This is a genomic window from Streptomyces capparidis (genome assembly GCF_054782095.1).
In genome coordinates this window covers 35,861-56,683 of sequence record NZ_BAAGTD010000041.1, presented here as the reverse complement: position 1 = coordinate 56,683, position 20,823 = coordinate 35,861, and the positions used below count along the sequence as shown (strand labels likewise).

The following is a 20,823-nucleotide window of genomic DNA, read 5'->3' as shown; positions in this document are numbered from 1 at the left end:
GGCCGGATCAGGGCGTTCGGATCAGCGCGTCCGCTCGGCGCGCGCCAGCAGCCGGCGGCGGTTGAGCAGGGTGAGCGGGATCGCGCCGAGCAGGCCGAGCGCGGCGGGGGAGGCGGCGGCCGCGGCGGCCAGGCCCTTCTGGTCGAAGGTGTCCGGGACCGGCAGGGTGTTCCACCGCTTGATCGGCCACGCGATCACGAACGCCCGGCCGACCACCTGGTCCTCGCTGATGGTGCCCTTGCCGGGCAGGTTCTGGTGGTAGCGGGAGTCCAGGGAGTCGCGGCGGTGGTCGCCCATCACCCACAGCCGTCCCTCCGGCACCTGCACCGGGCCGAACGGGCGGTCGCCGCAGGGCGTGTCGCCGGGGAAGACGTACGGCTCGTCCAGCTCCTTGCCGTTGACCTTCACCTTGCCGGACCCGGCGCACTCCACCGTGTCGCCGCCGACCGCGATCACGCGCTTGATCAGGTCCTTCTCCTCGGAGGACGGCATCAGGCCGATGAAGCTGAGCGCCTTCTGCACCGGGTTCTGCTCGGCGGTGGGGCCGGTCAGCCAGCCGCCCGGGTCGTGGAAGACCACGACCTCGCCGCGCTCGGGTTCGGCGCCGAACCAGGGGGTGAGCTTGTCCACCAGGACCCGGTCGCCCTCCTGGAGGGTGTTCTGCATGGAGTTCGACGGGATGGAGAACGCCTGCACGAAGAACGTCTTGATGCCGAGCGCCAGGACCAGCGCGATCACGATGAGGATCGGCAGTTCCTTCCAGAACGAGCGCTGCTTCCGCTCGCCCCGCTCCCCGCCGTCCCCGCCGTCGTCGGCGCGCCGCGGCGGGCCGGGACGGTCCTGCGACTCCGGGCCCTCGCCGGTGCCGCCCGCCGCGGGCACGCCCGCCGCCGGCCCTTCCCCGGGCCCGGCCTCGCCGTGTCCCGTGCCCGGCCGCTCCTGCTCCGGCCCGGGCTCCCGGACCGCGCCGAGCCGGACGGTGTCGGGGCCCGCCGCGTCGGCGCGGGGGCCCTGCGGGGACCCGTCACCGGGGCCGGGGGTGCCCGCGTGGCGGGGCTGCTCGGTGCTCACGCTCTCGTCCTCCATGGGCGGGGCGGCCGCCGTGCCGGACGCCTCGGTCGTCTCGCTGGTCTCGTTGCCGGCCGCTCCGGCCGGGGTGCCCTTGCCCTCCGGCTCTCCCGACCCGGACCGTGCGCCGACCACCAGGTCCCCCACAGCATCTCCTCCCGCTTGTCGCCCCGCGCCCGCCAAGGGCGTCACGTCCTGCCGAGCGGGCCGCTCCCCTGCGCGTGAGCGCGCCCATCACTGTCATAACGATCGGGAGTTCCACGGGAACCGGGGGCACGGTCGATTCACGCGGATGGTTCGCGGGGCCGATGGCGGTGGTCGCGCCGTCGCGGTCCGGCACCGAAGCATAGATCTCCGGCTCGGACAGGCTGCGCCAGTGGCTGGTGGGCCAGGCGATGGCGAACGCGCGGCCCACCACCAGGTCCTCGGATATCGTGCCCTGTCCCGGCTCGTCCAAGTGCAGCCGGGAGTCGGCCGAGTTGGCGCGGTGATCCCCCATCACGAACAGCCGCCCGGGCGGCACCCGCACCCGGAACGGGATCGCCGACGGCTCGTTGCCGGCCCGCACGTACGACTCGTTGAGCGCGAACCCGTTGACGGTGACCCGCCCGCCGGCGTCGCAGCACTCCACGGTGTCGCCGCCGACCGCGACCACCCGCTTGATCAGGTCCTGCTCGTCGGCCGACGGCAGCAGCCCGATGAAGGTGAAGAAGGACTTGACCTGCTTCACCCCGGGCGGGTCCTCCTTCGGCCGGGGCTGGCCCTCCAGCCAGCCGCCCGGGTCCTTGAAGACCACCACGTCGCCGCGGGACGGCTTGGCGCCGAACCACGGGGTGAGCTTGTCCACCACGACCCGGTCGCCGACCCGGATGGTGTTCTCCATCGACCCGGAGGGGATGGAGAACGCCTGGAGCAGGAACGTCTTGAGCAGCAGCGCGATCAGCAGGGCCGCGCCGAGCAGGATGGGCAGCTCCTTGGCCAGCGACCTGCGCCGCCGCCGCTTGACGCGCTTGGCCACGCGCCGCCGCTCCGCCCGTCCGCCCTTCAGCCGCGGTCCCGGCGGCGGGCCCGCGTCCTCGGCGGGCCCCGGCGGCGGGGCCGGGGGCCGGGCGCGCCCGTGGCGGGGTTTGCCGCGGTTACCCATGGGCTCCGTCCGGGACGCGGTCGAAGGCGCCGGTCCGCTCCAGCCGCCCGATCCGGCCCGGCGGCCAGACGATCGCCTCGGCGCGCCCGATCACCTTGTCCACGGGGACCATGCCGCCTCCCGGTTCACCCAGATGGTCGCGCGAGTCGGAGGAGCGGCGGCGGTGGTCGCCGAGCACGAACAAGGTCCCCTCGGGGACCACGACGTCGAACGGCACCGACGAGGCCGCGTCGCCCGGGAACAGGTACGCCCGCTCGTCCAGCGCCACGCCGTTGACCGCTATGCGGCCCCGCCCGTCGCAGCAGGTCACCCTGTCACCGCCGACCCCGATCACCCGCTTGGTGTAGTCGGTCTCCCCGGGCCGGGCGAACCCCACCAGGCCCGCGGCCCCGCGGAGGAACTCCGCCACGGGGGCGGATCCGGTCTCCTGCCCCTCCCGGACGAAGGAGCCGGTCCCGTCGAAGACGATGACGTCGCCGCGCCGCACCTCGCCGCCGAAACGGTACGCCAGCTTGTTCACCACGATCCGGTCGCCGGAGCGCAGGGTGTGCTCCATCGAGCCGCTCGGCACCAGGAACGGCTGCGCGACGAGCGCGTTCACCGGCACCAGCGCCACCGCGCAGCAGGCGAACGTCCACAGCAGCCTGCCGAGCCTGCTGCCCGCGCCGGGCAGGGCGCGGGCCTGCGCGCGCAGTTCGGCCAGGGCGCGGGCGGCGGCAACGGCGAAGCGCGACCGCCGCCGCGGCTCCGGAGGGTCCGGGGCCGGGGCGCGGTCGCGCTCCGTGGTGAGATCGCCGGTGTCCATCGGGCCAGAGCCTATCCGGCCGCCCGCGGACACCTCGGCCGGTTGCGCGACGAGGTCAGTTGTCGCGCTTCTCCTTGATCTTGGCGGCCTTGCCGCGCAGCTCGCGCAGGTAGTACAGCTTGGCGCGGCGCACGTCACCGCGGGTGACGACCTCGATCTTCTCCACGATCGGGGTGTGCACCGGGAAGGTGCGCTCCACCCCGACGCCGAAGCTGACCTTGCGGACGGTGAACGTCTCACGCACCCCGGAGCCCTGGCGGCGGATGACGACGCCCTTGAACTGCTGCACACGGGAGCGGTTGCCCTCGATGACGCGCACGTGGACGTTCACCGTGTCGCCGGGGCGGAAGGCGGGGATGTCGTCGCGCAGCGAAGCGGCGTCAACGGTGTCGAGAAGGTGCATGACCGTCTGCTTTCCTCGCTGATGCCACAGGTCATCAGCGGTGTCGTGGCTGAGTTGGGTGCTGCCGGTTCCGGCCGGCGTCCGGCGTTCCCCCTGTGGCAGGGCGCCGGGCGCTGACGGGCCGAGTGCGCGCCGGGTGCGGTGAGGGCTCCGGCCGCTACGGCGTCCGAAGCTCGTTCGACGGCCCCGGACAGCAGCGGCCTATTCTTCCACAGCCGCCTGCGGGCGCCAAAACCGTCCCTCCGGGTCCGGTGACCAGCCCAGTTCGGCCAGCAGCGCGCGGTCGTGGCGGTCGAGGGCCGCCGGGTCGCAGCGCTCGATCAGGTCGGGGCGCACGGCGGCGGTGCGGCGCAACGCCTGGTCGCGCCGCCAGCGGGCGATGCGGCCGTGGTGGCCGGAGAGCAGCACCTCGGGGACCTCGCGGCCGCGCCAGGCGGGCGGCTTGGTGTAGACGGGGCCTTCGAGCAGGTGCGCCATGGGCCCGGGGGCGAAGGAGTCGTCGCGGTGGGACTCGGCGTTGCCGAGCACGCCGGGCAGCAGCCGGGCCACGGCCTCGACCATGACCAGCACGGCGGCCTCGCCGCCCGCGAGGACGTAGTCGCCGATGGACAGCTCCTCCACCGGCATGCGGGCGGCGGCGTCGTCCACCACGCGGCGGTCGATGCCCTCGTAGCGGGCGGGGGCGAACACCAGCCACGGCCGCTCGGACAGCTCGACGGCGGTGCCCTGGGTGAACGGGCGCCCGCTGGGCGTGGGCACCACCAGGGTGGGCGTGGCCGCGCCGGGGCCGTCCGCGACCACGGTGTCCAGCGCCTCGCCCCACGGCTCGGGCTTCATCACCATGCCGGGGCCGCCGCCGAACGGGGTGTCGTCCACGGTGCGGTGCCGGTCGTGGGTGAAGGCCCGCAGGTCGTGCAGGCGCACGTCGAGCAGGCCGCGGGCGCGCGCCTTGCCGACCAGGGAGACGTTCAGCGGCTCGAGGTACTCGGGGAAGATCGTGACGATGTCGATGCGCATGGCGGGGGTGGGCTCGGCTCCCTACTCGGCCTCGTCCAGCAGCCCGGGCGGCGGCGTGACGACGGCGCGCTGGGCCTCCAGGTCGATCTCGGGGACGATCTCGGCCACGAACGGGATGAGGGCCTCGCGCCCGTCGGGGCGGCGGACGATCAGCAGGTCCTGGTAGGGCAGGTGGGCGATGGACTCGATCCGCCCGACCTCGGTGCCGTCGGCGGTGACCACGTCCAGGTCGATGAGCTGGTGGTCGTAGAACTCCTCCGGGTCCTCGGGGAGCTCGTCGGGGTCCACCTCGGCGATGAGCAGGGTGTTGCGCAGGCCCTCGGCGGCGGTGCGGTCGTGCACGCCCTCGAAGCGCAGCAGCAGCCGCCCGCTGTGCACCCGGCCCGACGCGATGGTCAGGGGGCCGGTCGACGGCGGGTCGGTGGCCAGCACGGCGCCCGGGGCCAGCCGCAGCTCGGGCTCGTCGGTGCGCACCTCGACCGTGACCTCGCCCTTGATGCCGTGGGCGCGGCCGATCCGGCCTACTACGAGCTGCACGTGCTCATCTCTCCTCACGCTCGCGGTCGCCCTCCCGGGGCCCGTCGCCCGGGTGGAGGGCCGGTGACGCGGCGCGGGCCGGGCGGGAGCCAGGTCCCGCCCGGCCCGCGCCGGCGATCACTTCTGTCAGCGGACCTGGTCGACGTCCACGAGGTCGACCCGGACTCCGCGGCCGCCGAGCGCGCCCACGACCGTGCGCAGCGCCCGAGCGGTACGGCCGTTGCGGCCGATGACCTTCCCGAGGTCCTCCGGGTGCACCCGGACCTCGAGCACCCGTCCGCGGCGCAGGTCGCGGGATGCGACCGACACCTCGTCCGGGTTGTCCACGATGCCCTTCACCAAGTGCTCGAGGGCTTCCTCGAGCATGCTCAGGCCTCGGTGGAAGCGGTCTCGGCCGACTCGGCGGCGGCCTCGTCGTCCTTCTTGTCGCTCTTCTTGGCCTTGGGGGTGATGGCCTCACCCTTGGGCTCGTCACCGACGTCCTTGACGGCCGCCTCGAACAGGTGGCTCTTGTCGGCCTTGGGCTCCGGCATCTTCATCGGCTCGGGGGCGGGCAGGCCCTTGAACTTCTGCCAGTCGCCGGTCACCTTGAGGATGGCGAGCACGGGCTCGGTCGGCTGGGCGCCGACGCCGAGCCAGTACTGCACGCGCTCCGAGTTCACCTCGATGCGGGAGGGGTTCTGCACCGGGTGGTACAGGCCCAGCTCCTCGATCGCGCGACCGTCGCGGCGGGTGCGCGAGTCGGCGACGATGATGCGGTAGTGCGGGGACCGGATCTTGCCCAGACGCTTCAGCTTGATCTTGACTGCCACGGGAGTGGTGTCTCCTGGTTTCGGACGTGGTTGAGCACACGGGACACCACGTGGGGTTGTGGGAGCCGAGCGCTCGGATGGACGCGCCAACCGCAGGAGAGAGGGATCCGGTGCGGCAGCGAGTACTCAGCTCACCATTTTGCCACACGTCCGGGAGTGCGATGACCGGGCCGCGCCGCGCGGGCCGCTACCCGACCGCCACCGCCTCGGGAATGCGGAACGCCTGGCCGCACGCCCCGCACATGATCGGCGCCTGGGCGAGGACGGACGGGACCACGCGCACGTTGCGCCCGCACCCGCACACGGCCTTGACGCGTACACCGCCCCCGGAGGAGCCGTGGCGCGCGGCGGGGCCGCGGAAGGACTTGGCGGTGTCCGCGGTGGTGACCTTGGTGTGGGTGCCGAGCGCGCGGCGCAGCCGGTCGATGGTGGGCCGGTAGCGGCGCTTGGTCTCGGGGCGCATCACCACGAGCGAGAAGCCGCTGCTGGGGTGGGGCGGCTCGGGGTGCTCCAGGCCGAGTTCCGCGGCGATCGCGAGGAAGCGGCGGTTGTGGTAGCGGCCGGCGCGGGAGGTGTCGCGGACACCGCGCGCGGCGGCGATGCCGTGGACGGCCTCGTGCAGCAGGCGTTCGAAGGAGAGCTCGGTGCCGCAGGCGGACGAGGACTCTCCGATGAGCGATTCGGGCGAAGCCAGGTTGGGCAGCTCGGGGTGGTGGTGCTGGATGTCGGCCCACGCGGCTGCCAGTTCGGCGGCAAGAACAAATGGTGTCGTGCTCACGTCGTGACAACGAAACGGGGCGGCCCGGTGTTCCGATTCCGGGCCATCCCAAATAATTTGCGCGTACTAGTCAGTAGTGGCTCACCTCTCCGCCCCCAGGACCCCTGCGGACAACGGCGGACCCGGCGCTACCAGGCCCTGCCGCACCTGGCGTAGCACCCGTTACGCACGCGGCAGTGGACGCGGGGCGCACAAGGGGCGCATGAGTTCCGGGCAGGTCCGGACCAAGCCGGGAGAATTCCGGCGCGGCGACGGGCCGCGACAGGAGGCCGGGGGCGCGCCGACGGACCCGGTCCGACCTGGGTGGAAGGGCCGTGACGACGCCCGCCGCGGCCCCGGGGGCGGGGCCGCGGCGGGCGTCAGGCGCGAAGGGCAAGCCCACGGGGCCGTACGGGGCCCCGCTCCTTAGTACGCGCGGGCGACGATGGCAAGCGTTCCGGGCGCATCGTCACTGTCCGGAACCGAACCGTCCGGGCCGACCAGGCACCGCACTGTCACCGCCTGCTCGGCGAGCTTGGCCTCGCCCTCGGGGCCGAGGTCGGCCCAGGGGATGCGGGCCCAGCCGGTGGCGGCGGCCTCGACGGCCTCGCCGAGGGTGCTCACGTCCGCGGTCCGCGACTCGCGGAACTGCCGGGACTGCTCCAGCAGCAGCGCTTGGTCCTCCTCCAGGGCCGCGGCGACCGTCTCCGGCAGGGCGTCCAGGCGCACCGGCTCCTTGCCGCCGGGGATGCGGCGGGCCAGCATCGCGGTGCCGTTCTCCAGGTCCCGCGGGCCGATCTCGACGCGGACGGGGACGCCCTTGAGCTCCCAGTCCACGGCGCGGCGGCCGAACGGCACGTCGGCGCGGTCGTCCACCACGGCCCGCACCCCGGCCGCCTTCAGCCGCTCGGCGATCTCGCGCACCTTGGCCACCACCGCGTCGTCGCCCTTGATGGCGAGCACCACGGCCTGCACGGGCGCCAGGCGCGGCGGCACCCGCAGCCCGTTGTCGTCGCCGTGCGCCATGATCAGGCCGCCGACCATGCGGGTGGACACGCCCCACGAGGTCTGCCACGCGTACTCGCGCCCGCCGTCCGCGGCGAGGTACTGGGTGTTGAACGCCTTGGCGAAGTTCTGCCCGAGCTCGTGGCTGGTGCCCATCTGGAGGGCCTTGCCGTCGCGCATCATGCCCTCCAGGGTGAGGGTGTTGATGGCGCCGGCGAAGCGCTCCTTGGGAGTCTTGCGGCCGAGCACCACCGAGATGCCCAGGACGTCGACCATGAAGTCGGCGTACACCTCGTGCAGGATCCGCGCCGCGTAGTCGCGGGCGTCCTGCTGGGTGGCGTGGGCGGTGTGCCCCTCCTGCCACAGGAACTCCGTGGTGCGCAGGAACACCCGCGGCCGCAGCTCCCAGCGCACGACGTTGGCCCACTGGTTGATCAGCAGCGGCAGGTCGCGGTAGCTCTGCACCCACTTGGAGAAGTACTCGTTGATGATGGTCTCGGAGGTGGGGCGCACCACCACCGGCTCTTCGAGTTCCTTGCCGCCCGCGTGCGTGACCACGGCGAGCTCGGGGCTGAATCCCTCGACGTGCTCGGCCTCGCGAGTCAGGTAAGACTGGGGGATGAAGAGCGGGAAGTAGGCGTTGGAGGCGCCCGCGTCCTTGATCCGGGCGTCGAGACCCTGCTGCATCCGCTCCCACAGCGAGTAGCCGTACGGGCGGATGACCATGGTGCCGCGCACCGGCCCGTTGTCGGCCAGCTCGGCCTTGTTGATCAGGTCCTGGTACCAGCGCGGGAAGTCGTCCGCCTGGGGAGTGAGCACGGGAGCCTTTGCCATGGCGCAGATGGTACGGCGAACGCCGGTGCCACCGTGAATCGAAGCCCGGCGCGTGACGGCGCGTGGCGCGGCCCCGCAGGTGGGCGGCGCGCTCCGCCGAGGGCGGGGGCGGGCGGCGGAGGGGAGCCGTCCGAGTGGTGGAACCGCCCTCTGGACGCCGGGGCGAATCGGGGGTTCCCTGGCATGACGGGGGCGGGAAACGACGTGCAGATGGGGGCGGGGACCAGCGGCAACGCGATTGGGGCGGCTTGGAGATGGCTTCTGTTCTACTCGCAGACAGGCAGACGCGTTGGCGGCGCGCGGGCGGCACGAGGGACGCGCGCGCCAGGGCACGGGATTGGGCGGAGATCCAGGAGCGCATGCTCGTTCCGCTGTACGAGGCCGTCTACGCACGGCTCGACGTCGGGGCGGGCACGCGGCTGCTGGCCCTGCGGTGCGGCTCGGGGCTCGCGCTGCTGATGGCGGCGGCGCGCGGCGCGCGGGTCACGGGAGTGGAGGACGACGCCGACTGGCTGGCGCTGGCCCGGGAGCGGCTGCTTCCGGGGGACCGGGGCGGCGCGGCGGGGTCCATTCCACGCGTGGAGCGGCACGGGGCGGCGCCCGAGGAGCGGGGCGAGGTGCTGGCCGAGCTGCCGGGGACCGCCCCGGGCGCCCCGTACACGATGGTCACGGTGTTCGACGGGCTGCACGCGCTGGCGGAGCCGGAGCGGGTGCTGGCCGGGGTGGCGCGGCTCGCGGAGCGGGGTGCGCCGGTGGTGCTCGCGGGCTGGGGGCCGCCGGAGCGGTGCCGGACCGGGCAGGTGCTGCGGGCGGCGGGGCGGCTCGCCCACCCGGGGGCGCGGGGCGGGGCGGTGGACCCGTTCCGGCTGAGCGGCCCGGACGACCTGGAGCAGGTCGCGAAGCGGGCTGGGCTGCGCCCCGACGGCTCGGGCCGGGTGGCGTGCCCGTTCGCCTACCCGGACCTGGACAGCGCGGTGCGGGGGCTCACCTCGACCGGGCTGCTGGACGCGGCGGTGGAGGCCACCGACGCGGCGCGGGTGGAGAAGGAGCTGGCGGAGGCGCTGCGCGCCTTCCGGTTGCCCGACGGCGGCGTCCGGATGGACAACGTCTTCCGGTACACGATCGCCCGGACCCCCTGACCCCGGACTCCTGATCCCGCACTCCCCGGCCGCGGTTCCGGGGATCGGCGCGGCGGCCCCCGGCGGGACGGGGTTCGCCACCCGGGCGGGTCACAGACCGGGCCACTCCTCGGCGGTGAGGGCGAACCGCTCGTGGTCGCGCCAGGCGTCGTTGAGGTAGAGCATGCGCGGCGAGAAGCCCTCGTGGCGGAAGCCCAGGCGCTTGGCCATGGCGATGGAGCGTTCGTTGTCGGGCTGGACGTTGATCTCCAGGCGGTGCAGGCCGAGGCCCTCGGGATAGTCCTTGAAGCAGGTGTCCACGACCAGCCGCATGCCCTCGGTCATCCGGCCGGTGCCGGCGTAGGGCAGGTAGGAGTCGTAGCCCAGGGAGCCGTTGCGGAAGCGGGCGCGCACGATGTTGGCGACGTTGACCTTGCCGACGATGCCCCCGTCCGCGTCGTCGATGACGAGGTAGGAGCGCAGCGTGGGCCCCTGCCTGCGGATGAGTTCGTGCAGGCCGTTCGGATCCACGGGGTTCCACGGTCCGATGTGCTCGGCGGAGCGCAGCACGGCTGCGGCGTAGGCCTCGGCGTCGCTCGGCTGCGGGGGGCGGATGTGCACGCGCATGGGTCCATCATGGCAAGCCCCGGCGGGCGGCGGCCCGCGGCCCCTCGCGTGCCGCGCGCCGCCTACTGCATGAACTTCTTGAACTCCTCGGGCAGTTCGAAGTCCTGCGGGGTCTGCCCCGGGGCGGGCAGGCCGAAGGCCCCGGCGCCCGACGCCGCCCGCTCGGCGGCGGCCTTCTCCTCGGCGGCGCGCTTGGCGGGGTTGCCGCTGCGCTTGCGGCCCTTCTTCGGCTGGGCCTTGCCCTTCTTCTTCGCGCCCGCTCCGCCCATGCCCGGCATCCCCGGCATCCCGGGCATTCCCGGCATGCCGCCCTGGGCCATCTTGGACATCATCTTGCGCGCCTCGAAGAAGCGCTCCACCAGGTTGTTGACGGCGCTGACCTCGACGCCGGAGCCGCGGGCGATACGGGCGCGGCGCGAGCCGTTGATGATCTTCGGGTCCTCGCGCTCGGCCGGGGTCATCGACTTGATGATCGCCGCGACCCGGTCCACGTCCCGGTCGTCGAGGTTGTTGATCTGGTCCCTGATCTGGCCCATGCCCGGGAGCATCCCGAGCAGCTTGGAGATGGAGCCCATCTTGCGGACCTGCTCCATCTGCGCCAGGAAGTCGTCGAGGGTGAACTCCTTCGGCCCCCGCGCCAGCTTCTCGGCCATCTTCTGGGCCTCGGCCTGGCTGAAGGTCTGCTCCGCCTTCTCGATCAGGCTGAGCACGTCGCCCATGCCGAGGATGCGGGAGGCCATCCGGTCGGGGTGGAAGGCGTCGAAGTCGTCCAGCTTCTCGCCGTTGGAGGCGAACATGATCTGGCGGCCGGTGACCTGCGCGACCGACAGTGCGGCACCGCCGCGGGCGTCGCCGTCGAGCTTGGAGAGCACCACGCCGTCGAAGCCGACGCCGTCGAGGAACGCCTGCGCGGTGGTGACCGCGTCCTGGCCGATCATGGCGTCGACCACGAACAGGATCTCGTCGGGCCGGACCGCGTCGCGGATGTCGGCGGCCTGCTGCATCATCTCGGCGTCGATGCCGAGGCGGCCCGCGGTGTCGACGACCACCACGTCGTACTGCTTGCCGCGGGCGTACTCGATGGAGTCGCGGGCGACCTGGACGGGGTCGCCGACGCCGTTGCCCGGCTGCGGGGCGTACACGGCGACGCCCGCGCGCTCGGCGACGACGCTGAGCTGGTTGACCGCGTTCGGGCGCTGGAGGTCGCACGCCACCAGCAGCGGCGCGTGGCCCTGGGTCTTGAGCCACTTGCCGAGCTTGCCCGCGAGCGTGGTCTTGCCCGCGCCCTGGAGGCCGGCGAGCATGATCACCGTCGGCGGGGTCTTGGCGAACCGCAGGCGGCGGGTCTCGCCGCCGAGGATGCCGACGAGCTCCTCGTTGACGATCTTGATGACCTGCTGGGCCGGGTTCAGGGCCTGGGAGACCTCGGCGCCCAGCGCCCGCTCCTTGACCTGCCGGATGAACGCGCGCACGACGGGCAGCGCCACGTCCGCCTCGAGCAGGGCGATACGGATCTCGCGCGCGGTGGCGTCGATGTCCGCCTCGGACAGGCGGCCCCGGCTCCGGAGGTTCTTGAACGCCAGGCTCAGACGGTCAGAGAGGGTTTCGAACACGTCGCTCGCGGATCCTTCAGTGGCTCGGGGCGGTCGGGGGGCACGGAAACAGCCTCCAGGGTATCCGGCCCGGCAGCCGTGGTCTGCCCCGCCGCTCGCGCGGGCGGCGCCCCGGCCCTCAGGCCAGGGCGCGCTCCACCGTCCCGGCCACCTCCGCCGCCCGCACCTCGGGCAGCGGGGCGCCGTCGGGGCCCACGACGTAGAAGGCGTCCACCGCGTTGGCGCCCAGGGTGCTGATGCGCGCGGCCCGCACGTCCACCCCGGCCTCCTCCAGGGCCCGGCCGATGCGGTGCAGCAGCCCGGGGGCGTCCTGCGCCCGCACCTCGAGCACCGTCGCGGTGGAGGCGCCGTCCCGGGCCACCGTGACCCTGGGCGGCGGGGCGGGGCGCCACCGGCGGCGGGGGTGGGCGGCCTCCCGCTCGGCCAGGCGCCTGGCGATGTCCAGGGAGCCGTCCAGCGCGCGGGCGAGGTCCTGCCGCAGCCGGGAGGTCTCCGGCAGCCGGCCGAACTCGGCGTCCACCCGCCACCGCTGGAGCGCCACCGCGCCGATCCCGGCCGGGTCCGCCCCGGACAGGTCCGCGGCCCGCACGGTGAGCCGGTGCAGGGCCAGCACCCCGGCTGCCGCGGCGAGCAGGCCGGGGCGGTCGGGGACGGCGACGAGCAGCTCCACGCCGACGGGCTCGGGGTCCCCGGCGCCGTCGTCGGGCCCATCGGCGGGCTCGGCCGGCTCGACGGGCGGGCGCGTCCACATCGCCAGCACCGGTCCCCCGGTGCGCGCCGCCTCCACGGCCAGGCGCTCCTGCTCGGCCGTGGTGTGCGGCCGGAACGGCTCGGGCGCGGGCTCTCCGGCGAGCGCCGCGCCGACCCGCTTGACCAGGTCCGCGACCAGGGAGGCACGCCAGGTGCTCCACGCCGCGGGCCCGGTGGCCAGCGCGTCGGCCTCGGTGAGGGCGTGCAGCAGCTCCAGCGCCTCGGCTCCGCGCACCGCCTCGGCGACGCGCCGCACGGTCAGCGGGTCGTCCAGGTCGCGGCGGGTGGCGGTGTCCACGAGCAGCAGGTGGTGGCGGACCAGCAGCGCGATGGTGTCCACGTCCGCGCGGGCGAACCCGAGGCGGGCGGCGACGTCGCGGGCGATGACCTCGCCGGCCTCGCTGTGGTCGCCCGGCCAGCCCTTGCCGATGTCGTGCAGCAGGGCGGCGATCAGCAGCAGGTCGGGCCTCGCCACGCGCCGGGTGAGCCGGGAGGCCCGCACCGCGGTCTCCACCAGGTGCCGGTCGACGGTCCAGCGGTGCACGGGGTTGCGCTGCGGCCGGCAGCGCACCCGCTCCCAGTCCGGCAGCAGCCGGGTGACCAGCCCCTCGGCCTCCAGCGCCTCCCACACCGGCACGGTGCTCTCCCCCGCGCCGAGCAGGGTGAGCAGTTGCTCGCGGGCCTCGGCGGGCCAGGGCACGGGCAGCGGGCGGGCGGCGGCGGCCAGGCGGCGGGCGGCGTGCAGGGCCAGCGGCAGGCCGGCCTGGGCGGCCGCGGCGGCGGCGCGCAGCGGCAGCACCGGGTCCCGGTCGGGCCGGGCGGTGCGGGCCAGCACGGCCTCGCCCTCGTGCTCGACGACGCCCTCGGCGAGCGGGGTGCGCTCGGCGGTGTCCTCCCCGCGGCCGACGCCGAGCAGGCCGCGGCGGACGGCCCTGCGGGCGCGGCCCTCGCGGGAGCGCAGCACCCGGCCCACCTCGCGCCAGGTGACGTCGCCGGCGTAGCGGACGGTGCGGGCGGCCTCGTAGATCCGGCGCAGCAGGGTGTCGGCGTCGAGCAGGCCGAGCCGGGCGGCCACCTGGTCCTGCTCCTGGAGCATGAGCCGGTCGGTGGCGCGCCCGGTGACCAGGTGCAGCGCGTCGCGGGCGTCGAGCAGGATCCCGCGGGCCTCGTCCAGGCCCTCCCGGGGGGCGTCGGCGACCCAGGAGGCGGCGACCGCGCGCAGCACGGTGAGGTCCCGCAGCCCGCCGTGGGCCTCCTTCAGGTCGGGCTCCAGCAGGAACGACAGCTCGCCGTGCCGCTCGGCGCGCGCGGCGCACATCTCGCGCAGCTCGGGCAGCCGCTTGGGGGCGGAGGCCCGCCAGTCGGCCAGGACCGCGCCGCGCAGGGCCGCGGTGAGCGCCGGGTCGCCGGCGACGTGCCGGGCGTCGAGCAGGCCGAGCTGGACCTTCAGGTCGTCGGCCGCGGTCCTGCGGGCCTCGGCGGGGGTGCGCACGGAGTGGTCCAGGGCCAGGCCCAGGTCCCACACCGGGTACCACATGCGGTCGGCGAGCGCGGAGACCTGCTCGCCCTTCCACGCGCCGTCGTGCAGCAGCAGCAGGTCCAGGTCGCTGCGCGGGGACAGCTCGCCGCGGCCGTAGCCGCCGACGGCGACGAGCGCGACCGGGGGCAACTGCGCGGGGGTGCCGCCGGGCGCCCGCCGGGCGGCGGTGGCGGTGAGCGCCCCGGCGAGGAGCTCCCGCAGCCACCGGTCGGTGAGGTCCGCGAGCCCGGCACGGCGCGGCGGCCCGGGCCGCCCCTCCTCCTGGAGCAGGCGCAGCCGGGCCGCCGCGTAGCCGTCCTCGGCGGAGTCCGGGCGGCCGGGGGCGGGGCCGGCTCCCGGCTCCGCCCCGGCGGCCCTCCCCGGCCCGTCGTGGGCCGGGGAGGGCTGGTCGGTTCCGACGCGTCCTGTCACTCGGTCTCCTCGTGTCCCGTCCGGGCGGCCGTCCGCGTCGCGTTCCGTCACAGCGCGTCCGGCCCCCGCTCGCCGGTGCGGACCCGCACCACGGTCTCCACGGGGACGACCCACACCTTGCCGTCGCCGATCTTGCCGGTGCGGGCGGCCTTGACGACCACGTCGATCAACTGCTCGGCGTCGTCGTCCTCCACCAGCACCTCGACGCGCACCTTGGGCACCAGGTCCACGGTGTACTCGGCGCCGCGGTAGACCTCGGTGTGGCCGCGCTGGCGGCCGTAGCCGCTGGCCTCGGAGACGGTCAGACCGTGCACGCCGAAGGCCTGGAGGGCTTCCTTGATGTCGTCGAGCCGGTGGGTCTTGACGACGGCGGTGATCAGCTTCATGCGTCAACCTTCTTCTGCTCGGGCGCGGTACCCGCGGCGTCCTCCCGCGACGTTCCCACGGCGGCCGCGGCCCGGGCCGCGGAGCCGGCCAGGGACCCGCCGACGGCGCTGAAGTCGTAGGCGGTCTCGGCGTGGAACGCCTGGTCCACACCCGCGAGCTCCTCCTCGTCCGAGGCCCGGAAGCCGATGACCAGGTCGATGGCCTTGGCCAGGAGGAAGGAGACCACGAAGGAGTACGCCAGGACGGAGAACGCGCCGGCGGCCTGCTTGCCGAGCTGCTCGAACCCGCCGCCGTAGAACAGGCCCTGGGCCTTGCTCTGCACGCCGCCGGTGGCGAAGAAGCCGACCAGCAGGGACCCGGTGAGGCCGCCGACCAGGTGCACGCCGATGACGTCGAGCGAGTCGTCGTAGCCGAGCTTGTACTTCAGGCCCACCGCCCAGGCGCACAGCACACCGGCGATGGCGCCGACGGCGATCGCGCCGAGCGGGCTGACCGAGCCGCAGGCCGGGGTGATGGCGACCAGGCCGGCCACCGCGCCCGAGGCGGCGCCCAGGGTGGTGAAGGTGCCGTGGCGCAGCTTCTCGTAGGCGAGCCAGCCGAGCATGGCGGCGGCGGTGGCGATCTGGGTGTTGAGGAACGCCACGCCCGCGACGCCGTCGCCGGTGCCGAGCCAGGAGCCGGCGTTGAAGCCGAACCAGCCGAACCACAGCAGGCCCGCGCCGAGCATCACCAGCGGCAGGCTGTGCGGCCGCATCGGGTCCTTTTTGAATCCGATCCGCTTGCCGACGACGAGGATGGCGCCGAGCGCCGCGGCGCCCGCGTTGATGTGGACGGCGGTGCCGCCCGCGAAGTCGATGACGCCCATCTCGTACAGCCAGCCGCCGGCGCCCCACACCCAGTGCGCGACCGGGAAGTAGACGACCGTCACCCACAGGGCGACGAACAGCGCCCACGCGGTGAACTTCACCCGGTCCGCGAGCGCGCCGCTGATCAGGGCGGGGGTGATGACGGCGAACATCAACTGGAAGACGGCGAAGACGAACACGGGGATGGTGTAGCCGGGCCACACCTCCGCCACGCCGATGCCGCTGAGTCCGAGGTAGTCGCCCGAGGCTCCGATGATGCCGCCGCGGTCGTCGCCGAAGGCCAGGCTGAAGCCGAACAGGACCCACAGGATGGTGACGATTCCCAGGCTGATGAAGGACATCATCAGCATGTTCAGGGCGCTCTTGACCCGGACCATGCCGCCGTAGAAGAAGGCGAGTCCGGGGGTCATCAGCATCACGAGCGCGGCGCTGATGATCATGAACGCGGTGTTGCCCGTATCCAACTTGTCCGCGGCCAGGGACACGGTGTTCGCGGCGCTGAGGCCAGGCGGCATCGGCGGCTCCGATCTCTCGTACCGGCCCGTGCGGGTTGCGTCGGGCAAAGGTGGGCCGGTTTTCGCCATGAGGCTGGCGCACGGGGGTTTCAGCCGATGCGATCCGGTGTTTCACGACCGTGACGAACGTCAAGCCCGTGTTACGGGCGGATGAACCGCCCCACTGGAGGGCGCGCGTCCATTTACTCTGTACCCCCACACGGATCCGGCGCCGCGAAAGCTCCGGCCGCGGAGGGCCCCCTGCGACCGTGGCGTGGGGGAGCCGAAGTCGGGTGAACGAGGGGCCTTCCGCGGCCGGAAACCATGGGTGGGCGCCGTCCTCAGGCGGGCTCCGAGAGCTCGGGCAGCGCGCAGGCCAGGCGGTCGGACAGCTCGCGCACCGCGGGCACGTCGCCGTGCTCGCGCACCGCCTCCGCGGTGGTCCTGCGCAGCCGGGTGTTGACGCGCTCGGAGCGGATGCGGGCGGCGATGTCCACGGCCTGCCCGGCGTAGTGGGCGGCCTCCTCCGGGTTGCGCTGGAGCAGGTGGACGGTGGCCATGCCGACGAGGTTCAGGGCGCGGGTGCGCTGCTGCGCCGGGTCGTCGGCGAACAGCTCCACCGCCCGCTCCATGGCGGGGCGGGCCAGCGACGCGTAGGTGCGGCTGCGGCCGCCGACGTAGGCGAGGTCGCGGTAGGAGTGGGCGTTCTCGCCGTGCAGCTCGCCCTCGCTGAAGAAGGCGATCCAGTCCGGGTCCTCGCCCCCGCGCACCTCGCTGAAGGTGTCCTCGGCCATGCGCACCGCGCGGTGGCACTTGTTGACCTCGCCCATGTTGGCGTAGGCGCGGGCCTCGACCGCGTACAGCATGGCCTGGGTCCTGGCGGTCGCGGTCTCCCGGCTGCCGTACTGCGCGAGGTGCACCAGCTCGAGGCCGTCCTCCGGGCGGCCCAGGTGGATCATCTGGCGGGCCATGTCGGACAGGATCAGCGCGCCCAGCGGCCGGTCCCCCGCCTCCTTGGCGGCGTGCAGCGCCAGTACGAAGTACTTCTGCGCGCTGGGCTGCATGCCCACGTCGTAGGTCATCCAGCCCGCCAGGTGGGCCAGCTCGGCCGCCGTGGTGAACAGCCGCCGGGAGACCGCCTCCGGCTGCGTCTCGGACAGCAGCTCGGTCACCTCGTGGAGCTGGCCGACGACGGCCTTGCGGCGGAGCCCGCCGCCGCAGGAGGCGTCCCACTGGCGGAACATCACCGTGGTGGCCTCCAGCAGCTCGAGCTCCGGCTCGGACAGGCGACCGCCGGGGCGGCGCTGCTCGGCGGAGCGGGGCGGCTGGGCTGCGGCCGCGGAGCCGGGCACCAGCCAGCGCTGCATGGGCTCGACCAGGGCGGGCCCCGCGGCGAGGGCCAGCGAGGTGCCCAGGAAGCCGCGCCGGGCGAGCATCAGGTCGCTGCGGGAGAACTCGCTGATCAGGTGGACGGTCTGCGGGCCGGCCCAGGGCAGGTCGACGCCGACGCCGCGCGGCGGGCCGTTCGGGGAGCGCAGGCCCAGGTCCTCCACGGACACCACGCAGCCGAACCGCTCGGAGAACAGCTCCGACAGGATCCGCGGGATCGGCTCGCGGGGCTGCTCGCCGTCCAGCCACCGCCGCACCCGTGAGGTGTCGGTGCTGATGTGGTGGGCCCCGGCCTGCCGGGCCCTGCGGTTGACCTGGCGCGCCAACTCGCCCTTGGACCAGCCGCTGCGCTCGAACCACGAGCTCAACCGCGCGTTGGGCTGCTTGTCAGCCACCGGAACGCCCCCATCCCGGGTCTCCCCGCCTCGTCACCCGCCACGTGCGCGCCCCGCCGGGCCGGGCCGCCCCGCCGTCCGGGGCCGGCGGCCTCCGGCGCCCGGTGGCGCGGCCCGAGTCTCCCAGGTGCCGCGGACTCCCCGGAGCCCGCGTCCCGCGTGAGCCGGGGCGCCGTTCGCCACTCGGGCGTACGGTCCCCCGGCCCGCCTCGGCGGAGCCCCGCGGCCGGCGTTCCCGCCCGCGCGCTCGGGGCGCCGCGGGCCTCGCGCCTCCACCGTCCCCGCGTCCTCCACCGTCCCCGCGTCCGCGGGGTGGTCGCGGGGGCCCGCCGCCCTCCGTCGGGGCCACCGCGTTCCCGCGGCCCCTCGGCCTCCGCCCGGACGGCGACCGTGCCCGCGGCCCGACCGCCGGCACCGGCGCGTCGTCCCGGCTCGGGAACCGAAAGTAATCCCCCGATCACCGGACGGCGAGGGGCGGTTACAGAAACGCCACCATTCGCCACCCCCAGGGATGAACCTTTCCGTGATCCCACGCGATTGACTTGACAGGTGGTGGGTGGGGCTGGGACGGCCCGTGCCCACCGCGCCGCGTCGGTCCGCGCGCCGGGGGACGCCCGGGCGGCGTGCGCGTGCGACCATGGACGCAGCGTCACTGACCCGTAACCATGGGCTATCACGACCCGTTGGGGGTGACATGGGCATCACGTTCGGCGACTTCAGGACCGGCGTGCGCCGCCGCGCCCGGTCCACGGTGAGCGCCGCGGCGGCCGAGTACGCCGGGCGGTGGGGCTGGGTGGTCGCACCCGGCGCCCGCCTCCTGCGCGGCGACCGGTGCGGCTGCGGCGACCCCGGCTGCGCCGCCCCCGGCGCGCATCCGCTGCCCGGGGCGGAGGTGCTCGGCCCCGGCGCGGGCGCCGAGGAGGCGAGGGCCGCGTGGGAGCGGCACCCGGGGGCGCCGGTGCTGCTGCTGACGGGCTACGCGTTCGACGCCGTGGAGGTGGCGGAGCCCGCGGGCCGCCGGGCCATGCTCCGCCTGGAGCGGATGGGCACCCGGCTCGGCCCGGTGCTCGTCACCCCGCACGGGCGGGCGCAGTTCTTCGTGGCGCCGGGGGCCGCGGCGGAGCTGCCCGCGCTGCTGTACAAGATGGGCTGGGACGACGCCGGGCTCGACCTGCGCCCCCTGGGCCTGGGCGACCACGTGGTGGCGCCGCCGTCGGAGCTGGGCGCTCTCGGGCCGGTGCGCTGGCTGCGCCCGCCCACCCCGGAGTCGGCGGTGCACCCGCCGGAGGCCCGGCTCGTGCTGGGCACCCTCGCCTACGCCAGCCACCGGGAGCGCCGCCCCGCGGGCAGCGGCCCGTGGCTGGTGCCGTCCTGAACCGGGGCCGCCCTGATCCGCGGCCGTCCTGATCCGGTGCCACCCGATCCGCTCCCCCTGATCCGGTGCCTTCCTGTTCAGGCCCCTCCTGATCAGGCGCTCCTCTGGTCCACGGGACGCGGACGGCCGCCCCGCGCGCTCGATGCGCGGCGGGGCGGCCGTGGCCGGGCAGGCATATCGGGCCTGTTATTAATCGGACGATCGTATGGTCACTCCCCGATCAGCGCGTCCACGAACGCCTTCGGCTCGAACGGCGCCAGGTCGTCGGGCCCCTCGCCCAGGCCGATCAGCTTCACCGGCACGCCGAGCTCCCGCTGCACCGACACCACGATGCCGCCCTTGGCGGTGCCGTCGAGCTTGGTCAGGACGATGCCGGTGATGTCCACCACCTCGGCGAACACCCGCGCCTGCACCAGGCCGTTCTGCCCGGTCGTCGCGTCCAGCACCAGCAGCACCTCGTCCACCGGGCCGTGCTTCTCCACCACCCGCTTGACCTTGCCGAGCTCGTCCATCAGCCCGGTCTTGGTGTGCAGGCGGCCCGCGGTGTCCACCAGCACGGTGTCCACCCCCTCGGCGATGCCCTCCTTGACGGCGTCGAACGCCACCGAGGCGGGGTCGCCGCCCTCGGGCCCGCGGACCGTGTGGGCGCCGACGCGCTCCCCCCAGGTCTGGAGCTGGTCCGCGGCCGCGGCGCGGAAGGTGTCCGCGGCGCCGAGCACCACCTTGCGGCCGTCGGCCACCAGCACCCGGGCGAGCTTGCCCGTGGTGGTGGTCTTGCCGGTGCCGTTGACCCCGACCACCAGGACGACCGCGGGCCGCCCCGCCTCGTCGTGGCGGGCGGTGCGCAGCGAGCGGTCCAGGTCGGGGCCGACGAGCTGCACCAGCTCGTCGCGCAGCAGGCCGCGCAGCTCGGTGGGGGTGCGGGTGCCCAGCACCTTCACCCGGGTGCGCAGCCGCTCGACCAGCTCCTGGGTGGAGGCCACGCCCACGTCCGCGGTGAGCAGGGTGTCCTCGATCTCCTCCCAGGTGTCCTCGTCCAGGTGCTCGCGGGCGAGCAGGGCGAGCAGGCCCTGGCCCAGGGTGCTCTGGGAGCGGGAGAGCCGGGCGCGCAGCCGCACCAGGCGGCCCGCGGTGGGCTCGGGCACCTCGATCTCGGGGGTCGGCGGGACCTCGACGGTCTCCGGGACCTGGAGGATCTCGGGGGTCTGCGCCTGCGGGGCCTCGATGGTCCCGGGCTCGGTGATCACCACCGAGTCCGGCAGGTCCACGGACTCGATGGTGCGCCTCGGCGCCTCCCCGGCGCTCTCGGCGTCCTCGCCGACCTGCGGCTCGGGGGGCTGCTGCGGCCGCTCCGGCCGGGCGGGCGGGGCCGTGCGGCGCCGGCTGACGACCAGCCCGGCGAGCCCGCCGAGCACGACCACCGCGATGACTACGGCAAGGATGAGAATCTCCATAACAGGTCCAGTATCACGGACG

Annotated in this window: 19 protein-coding genes; 2 read left to right on the top strand and 17 right to left on the bottom strand. The window is 74.5% G+C overall.

Features of this window, described 5'->3' with window-relative positions; translation table 11 throughout:
• Positions 1-21: 21 nt before the first annotated feature.
• The 10 genes from lepB (ACYVO2_RS27480) to proS form a co-directional block, all read right to left on the bottom strand.
• Complete coding sequence (gene lepB / locus ACYVO2_RS27480) at positions 22-1,086, bottom strand: signal peptidase I (protein ID WP_461010726.1); 1,065 nt, start codon at positions 1,084-1,086, stop codon at positions 22-24.
• The gene (gene lepB / locus ACYVO2_RS27475; RefSeq protein ID WP_461010700.1) at positions 1,025-2,212 is read right to left on the bottom strand and encodes a signal peptidase I; all 1,188 of its coding nucleotides are present in this window, start codon (positions 2,210-2,212) and stop codon (positions 1,025-1,027) included. Before lepB (ACYVO2_RS27475) ends, lepB (ACYVO2_RS27480) begins: the two co-directional genes overlap by 62 nt.
• Positions 2,205-3,017, bottom strand: a complete 813-nt coding sequence (gene lepB / locus ACYVO2_RS27470; protein ID WP_461010699.1) for a signal peptidase I — start codon at positions 3,015-3,017, stop codon at positions 2,205-2,207. Before lepB (ACYVO2_RS27470) ends, lepB (ACYVO2_RS27475) begins: the two co-directional genes overlap by 8 nt.
• 55 nt (positions 3,018-3,072) lie before the next feature.
• Positions 3,073-3,420 (bottom strand): 50S ribosomal protein L19, encoded by a 348-nt coding sequence (gene rplS / locus ACYVO2_RS27465; RefSeq protein WP_461010698.1) that lies wholly within the window; start codon positions 3,418-3,420, stop codon positions 3,073-3,075.
• A gap of 201 nt (positions 3,421-3,621) precedes the next feature.
• Positions 3,622-4,437: a tRNA (guanosine(37)-N1)-methyltransferase TrmD gene (gene trmD / locus ACYVO2_RS27460; protein WP_461010697.1), complete on the bottom strand. Its 816-nt coding sequence runs from the start codon at positions 4,435-4,437 to the stop codon at positions 3,622-3,624.
• A 21-nt stretch (positions 4,438-4,458) separates the two neighbouring features.
• The gene (rimM, locus tag ACYVO2_RS27455) at positions 4,459-4,974 is read right to left on the bottom strand and encodes a ribosome maturation factor RimM (protein WP_461010696.1); all 516 of its coding nucleotides are present in this window, start codon (positions 4,972-4,974) and stop codon (positions 4,459-4,461) included.
• A 126-nt stretch (positions 4,975-5,100) separates the two neighbouring features.
• Complete coding sequence (locus tag ACYVO2_RS27450; protein WP_461010695.1) at positions 5,101-5,340, bottom strand: RNA-binding protein; 240 nt, start codon at positions 5,338-5,340, stop codon at positions 5,101-5,103.
• 2 nt (positions 5,341-5,342) lie between these two features.
• The gene (gene rpsP, locus ACYVO2_RS27445) at positions 5,343-5,786 is read right to left on the bottom strand and encodes a 30S ribosomal protein S16 (protein WP_461010694.1); all 444 of its coding nucleotides are present in this window, start codon (positions 5,784-5,786) and stop codon (positions 5,343-5,345) included.
• A gap of 187 nt (positions 5,787-5,973) precedes the next feature.
• Positions 5,974-6,564 (bottom strand): hypothetical protein, encoded by a 591-nt coding sequence (locus ACYVO2_RS27440; protein ID WP_461010693.1) that lies wholly within the window; start codon positions 6,562-6,564, stop codon positions 5,974-5,976.
• Positions 6,565-6,969: 405 nt separating this feature from the next.
• A complete protein-coding gene (gene proS / locus ACYVO2_RS27435) occupies positions 6,970-8,382 on the bottom strand; it encodes a proline--tRNA ligase (RefSeq protein WP_461010692.1) in 1,413 nt (470 codons plus the stop codon).
• A 254-nt stretch (positions 8,383-8,636) separates the two neighbouring features.
• Between proS and ACYVO2_RS27430 the strand changes: the two genes are divergently transcribed.
• Positions 8,637-9,521 (top strand): class I SAM-dependent methyltransferase, encoded by an 885-nt coding sequence (locus tag ACYVO2_RS27430; protein WP_461010691.1) that lies wholly within the window; start codon positions 8,637-8,639, stop codon positions 9,519-9,521.
• A gap of 90 nt (positions 9,522-9,611) precedes the next feature.
• Here ACYVO2_RS27430 and ACYVO2_RS27425 read toward each other — a convergent pair whose 3' ends face one another.
• The 6 genes from ACYVO2_RS27425 to nsdA form a co-directional block, all read right to left on the bottom strand.
• The gene (locus ACYVO2_RS27425) at positions 9,612-10,127 is read right to left on the bottom strand and encodes a GNAT family N-acetyltransferase (RefSeq protein WP_461010690.1); all 516 of its coding nucleotides are present in this window, start codon (positions 10,125-10,127) and stop codon (positions 9,612-9,614) included.
• Positions 10,128-10,189: 62 nt separating this feature from the next.
• A complete protein-coding gene (gene ffh / locus ACYVO2_RS27420; RefSeq protein WP_461010689.1) occupies positions 10,190-11,740 on the bottom strand; it encodes a signal recognition particle protein in 1,551 nt (516 codons plus the stop codon).
• Between the two features lie 118 nt (positions 11,741-11,858).
• Positions 11,859-14,306: a [protein-PII] uridylyltransferase gene (locus ACYVO2_RS27415; protein ID WP_461010725.1), complete on the bottom strand. Its 2,448-nt coding sequence runs from the start codon at positions 14,304-14,306 to the stop codon at positions 11,859-11,861.
• 182 nt (positions 14,307-14,488) lie between these two features.
• Positions 14,489-14,827: a P-II family nitrogen regulator gene (locus ACYVO2_RS27410; RefSeq protein ID WP_461010688.1), complete on the bottom strand. Its 339-nt coding sequence runs from the start codon at positions 14,825-14,827 to the stop codon at positions 14,489-14,491.
• Positions 14,824-16,209 carry an ammonium transporter gene (locus ACYVO2_RS27405; RefSeq protein WP_461010687.1) on the bottom strand — a complete coding sequence of 462 codons (1,386 nt, stop codon included), beginning with the start codon at positions 16,207-16,209 and terminating at the stop codon, positions 14,824-14,826. Before ACYVO2_RS27405 ends, ACYVO2_RS27410 begins: the two co-directional genes overlap by 4 nt.
• Before the next feature lie 320 nt (positions 16,210-16,529).
• Complete coding sequence (gene nsdA / locus ACYVO2_RS27400) at positions 16,530-17,972, bottom strand: transcriptional repressor NsdA (protein WP_461010686.1); 1,443 nt, start codon at positions 17,970-17,972, stop codon at positions 16,530-16,532.
• A 694-nt stretch (positions 17,973-18,666) separates the two neighbouring features.
• On the opposite strand from nsdA, the gene ACYVO2_RS27395 reads away from it, so the two are divergent.
• Positions 18,667-19,347: a bifunctional DNA primase/polymerase gene (locus ACYVO2_RS27395; protein WP_461010685.1), complete on the top strand. Its 681-nt coding sequence runs from the start codon at positions 18,667-18,669 to the stop codon at positions 19,345-19,347.
• Between the two features lie 209 nt (positions 19,348-19,556).
• Here ACYVO2_RS27395 and ftsY read toward each other — a convergent pair whose 3' ends face one another.
• On the bottom strand, positions 19,557-20,801 hold the full coding sequence (gene ftsY, locus ACYVO2_RS27390) for a signal recognition particle-docking protein FtsY (protein ID WP_461010684.1): 1,245 nt from the start codon (positions 20,799-20,801) through the stop codon (positions 19,557-19,559).
• Positions 20,802-20,823 lie beyond the last annotated feature (22 nt).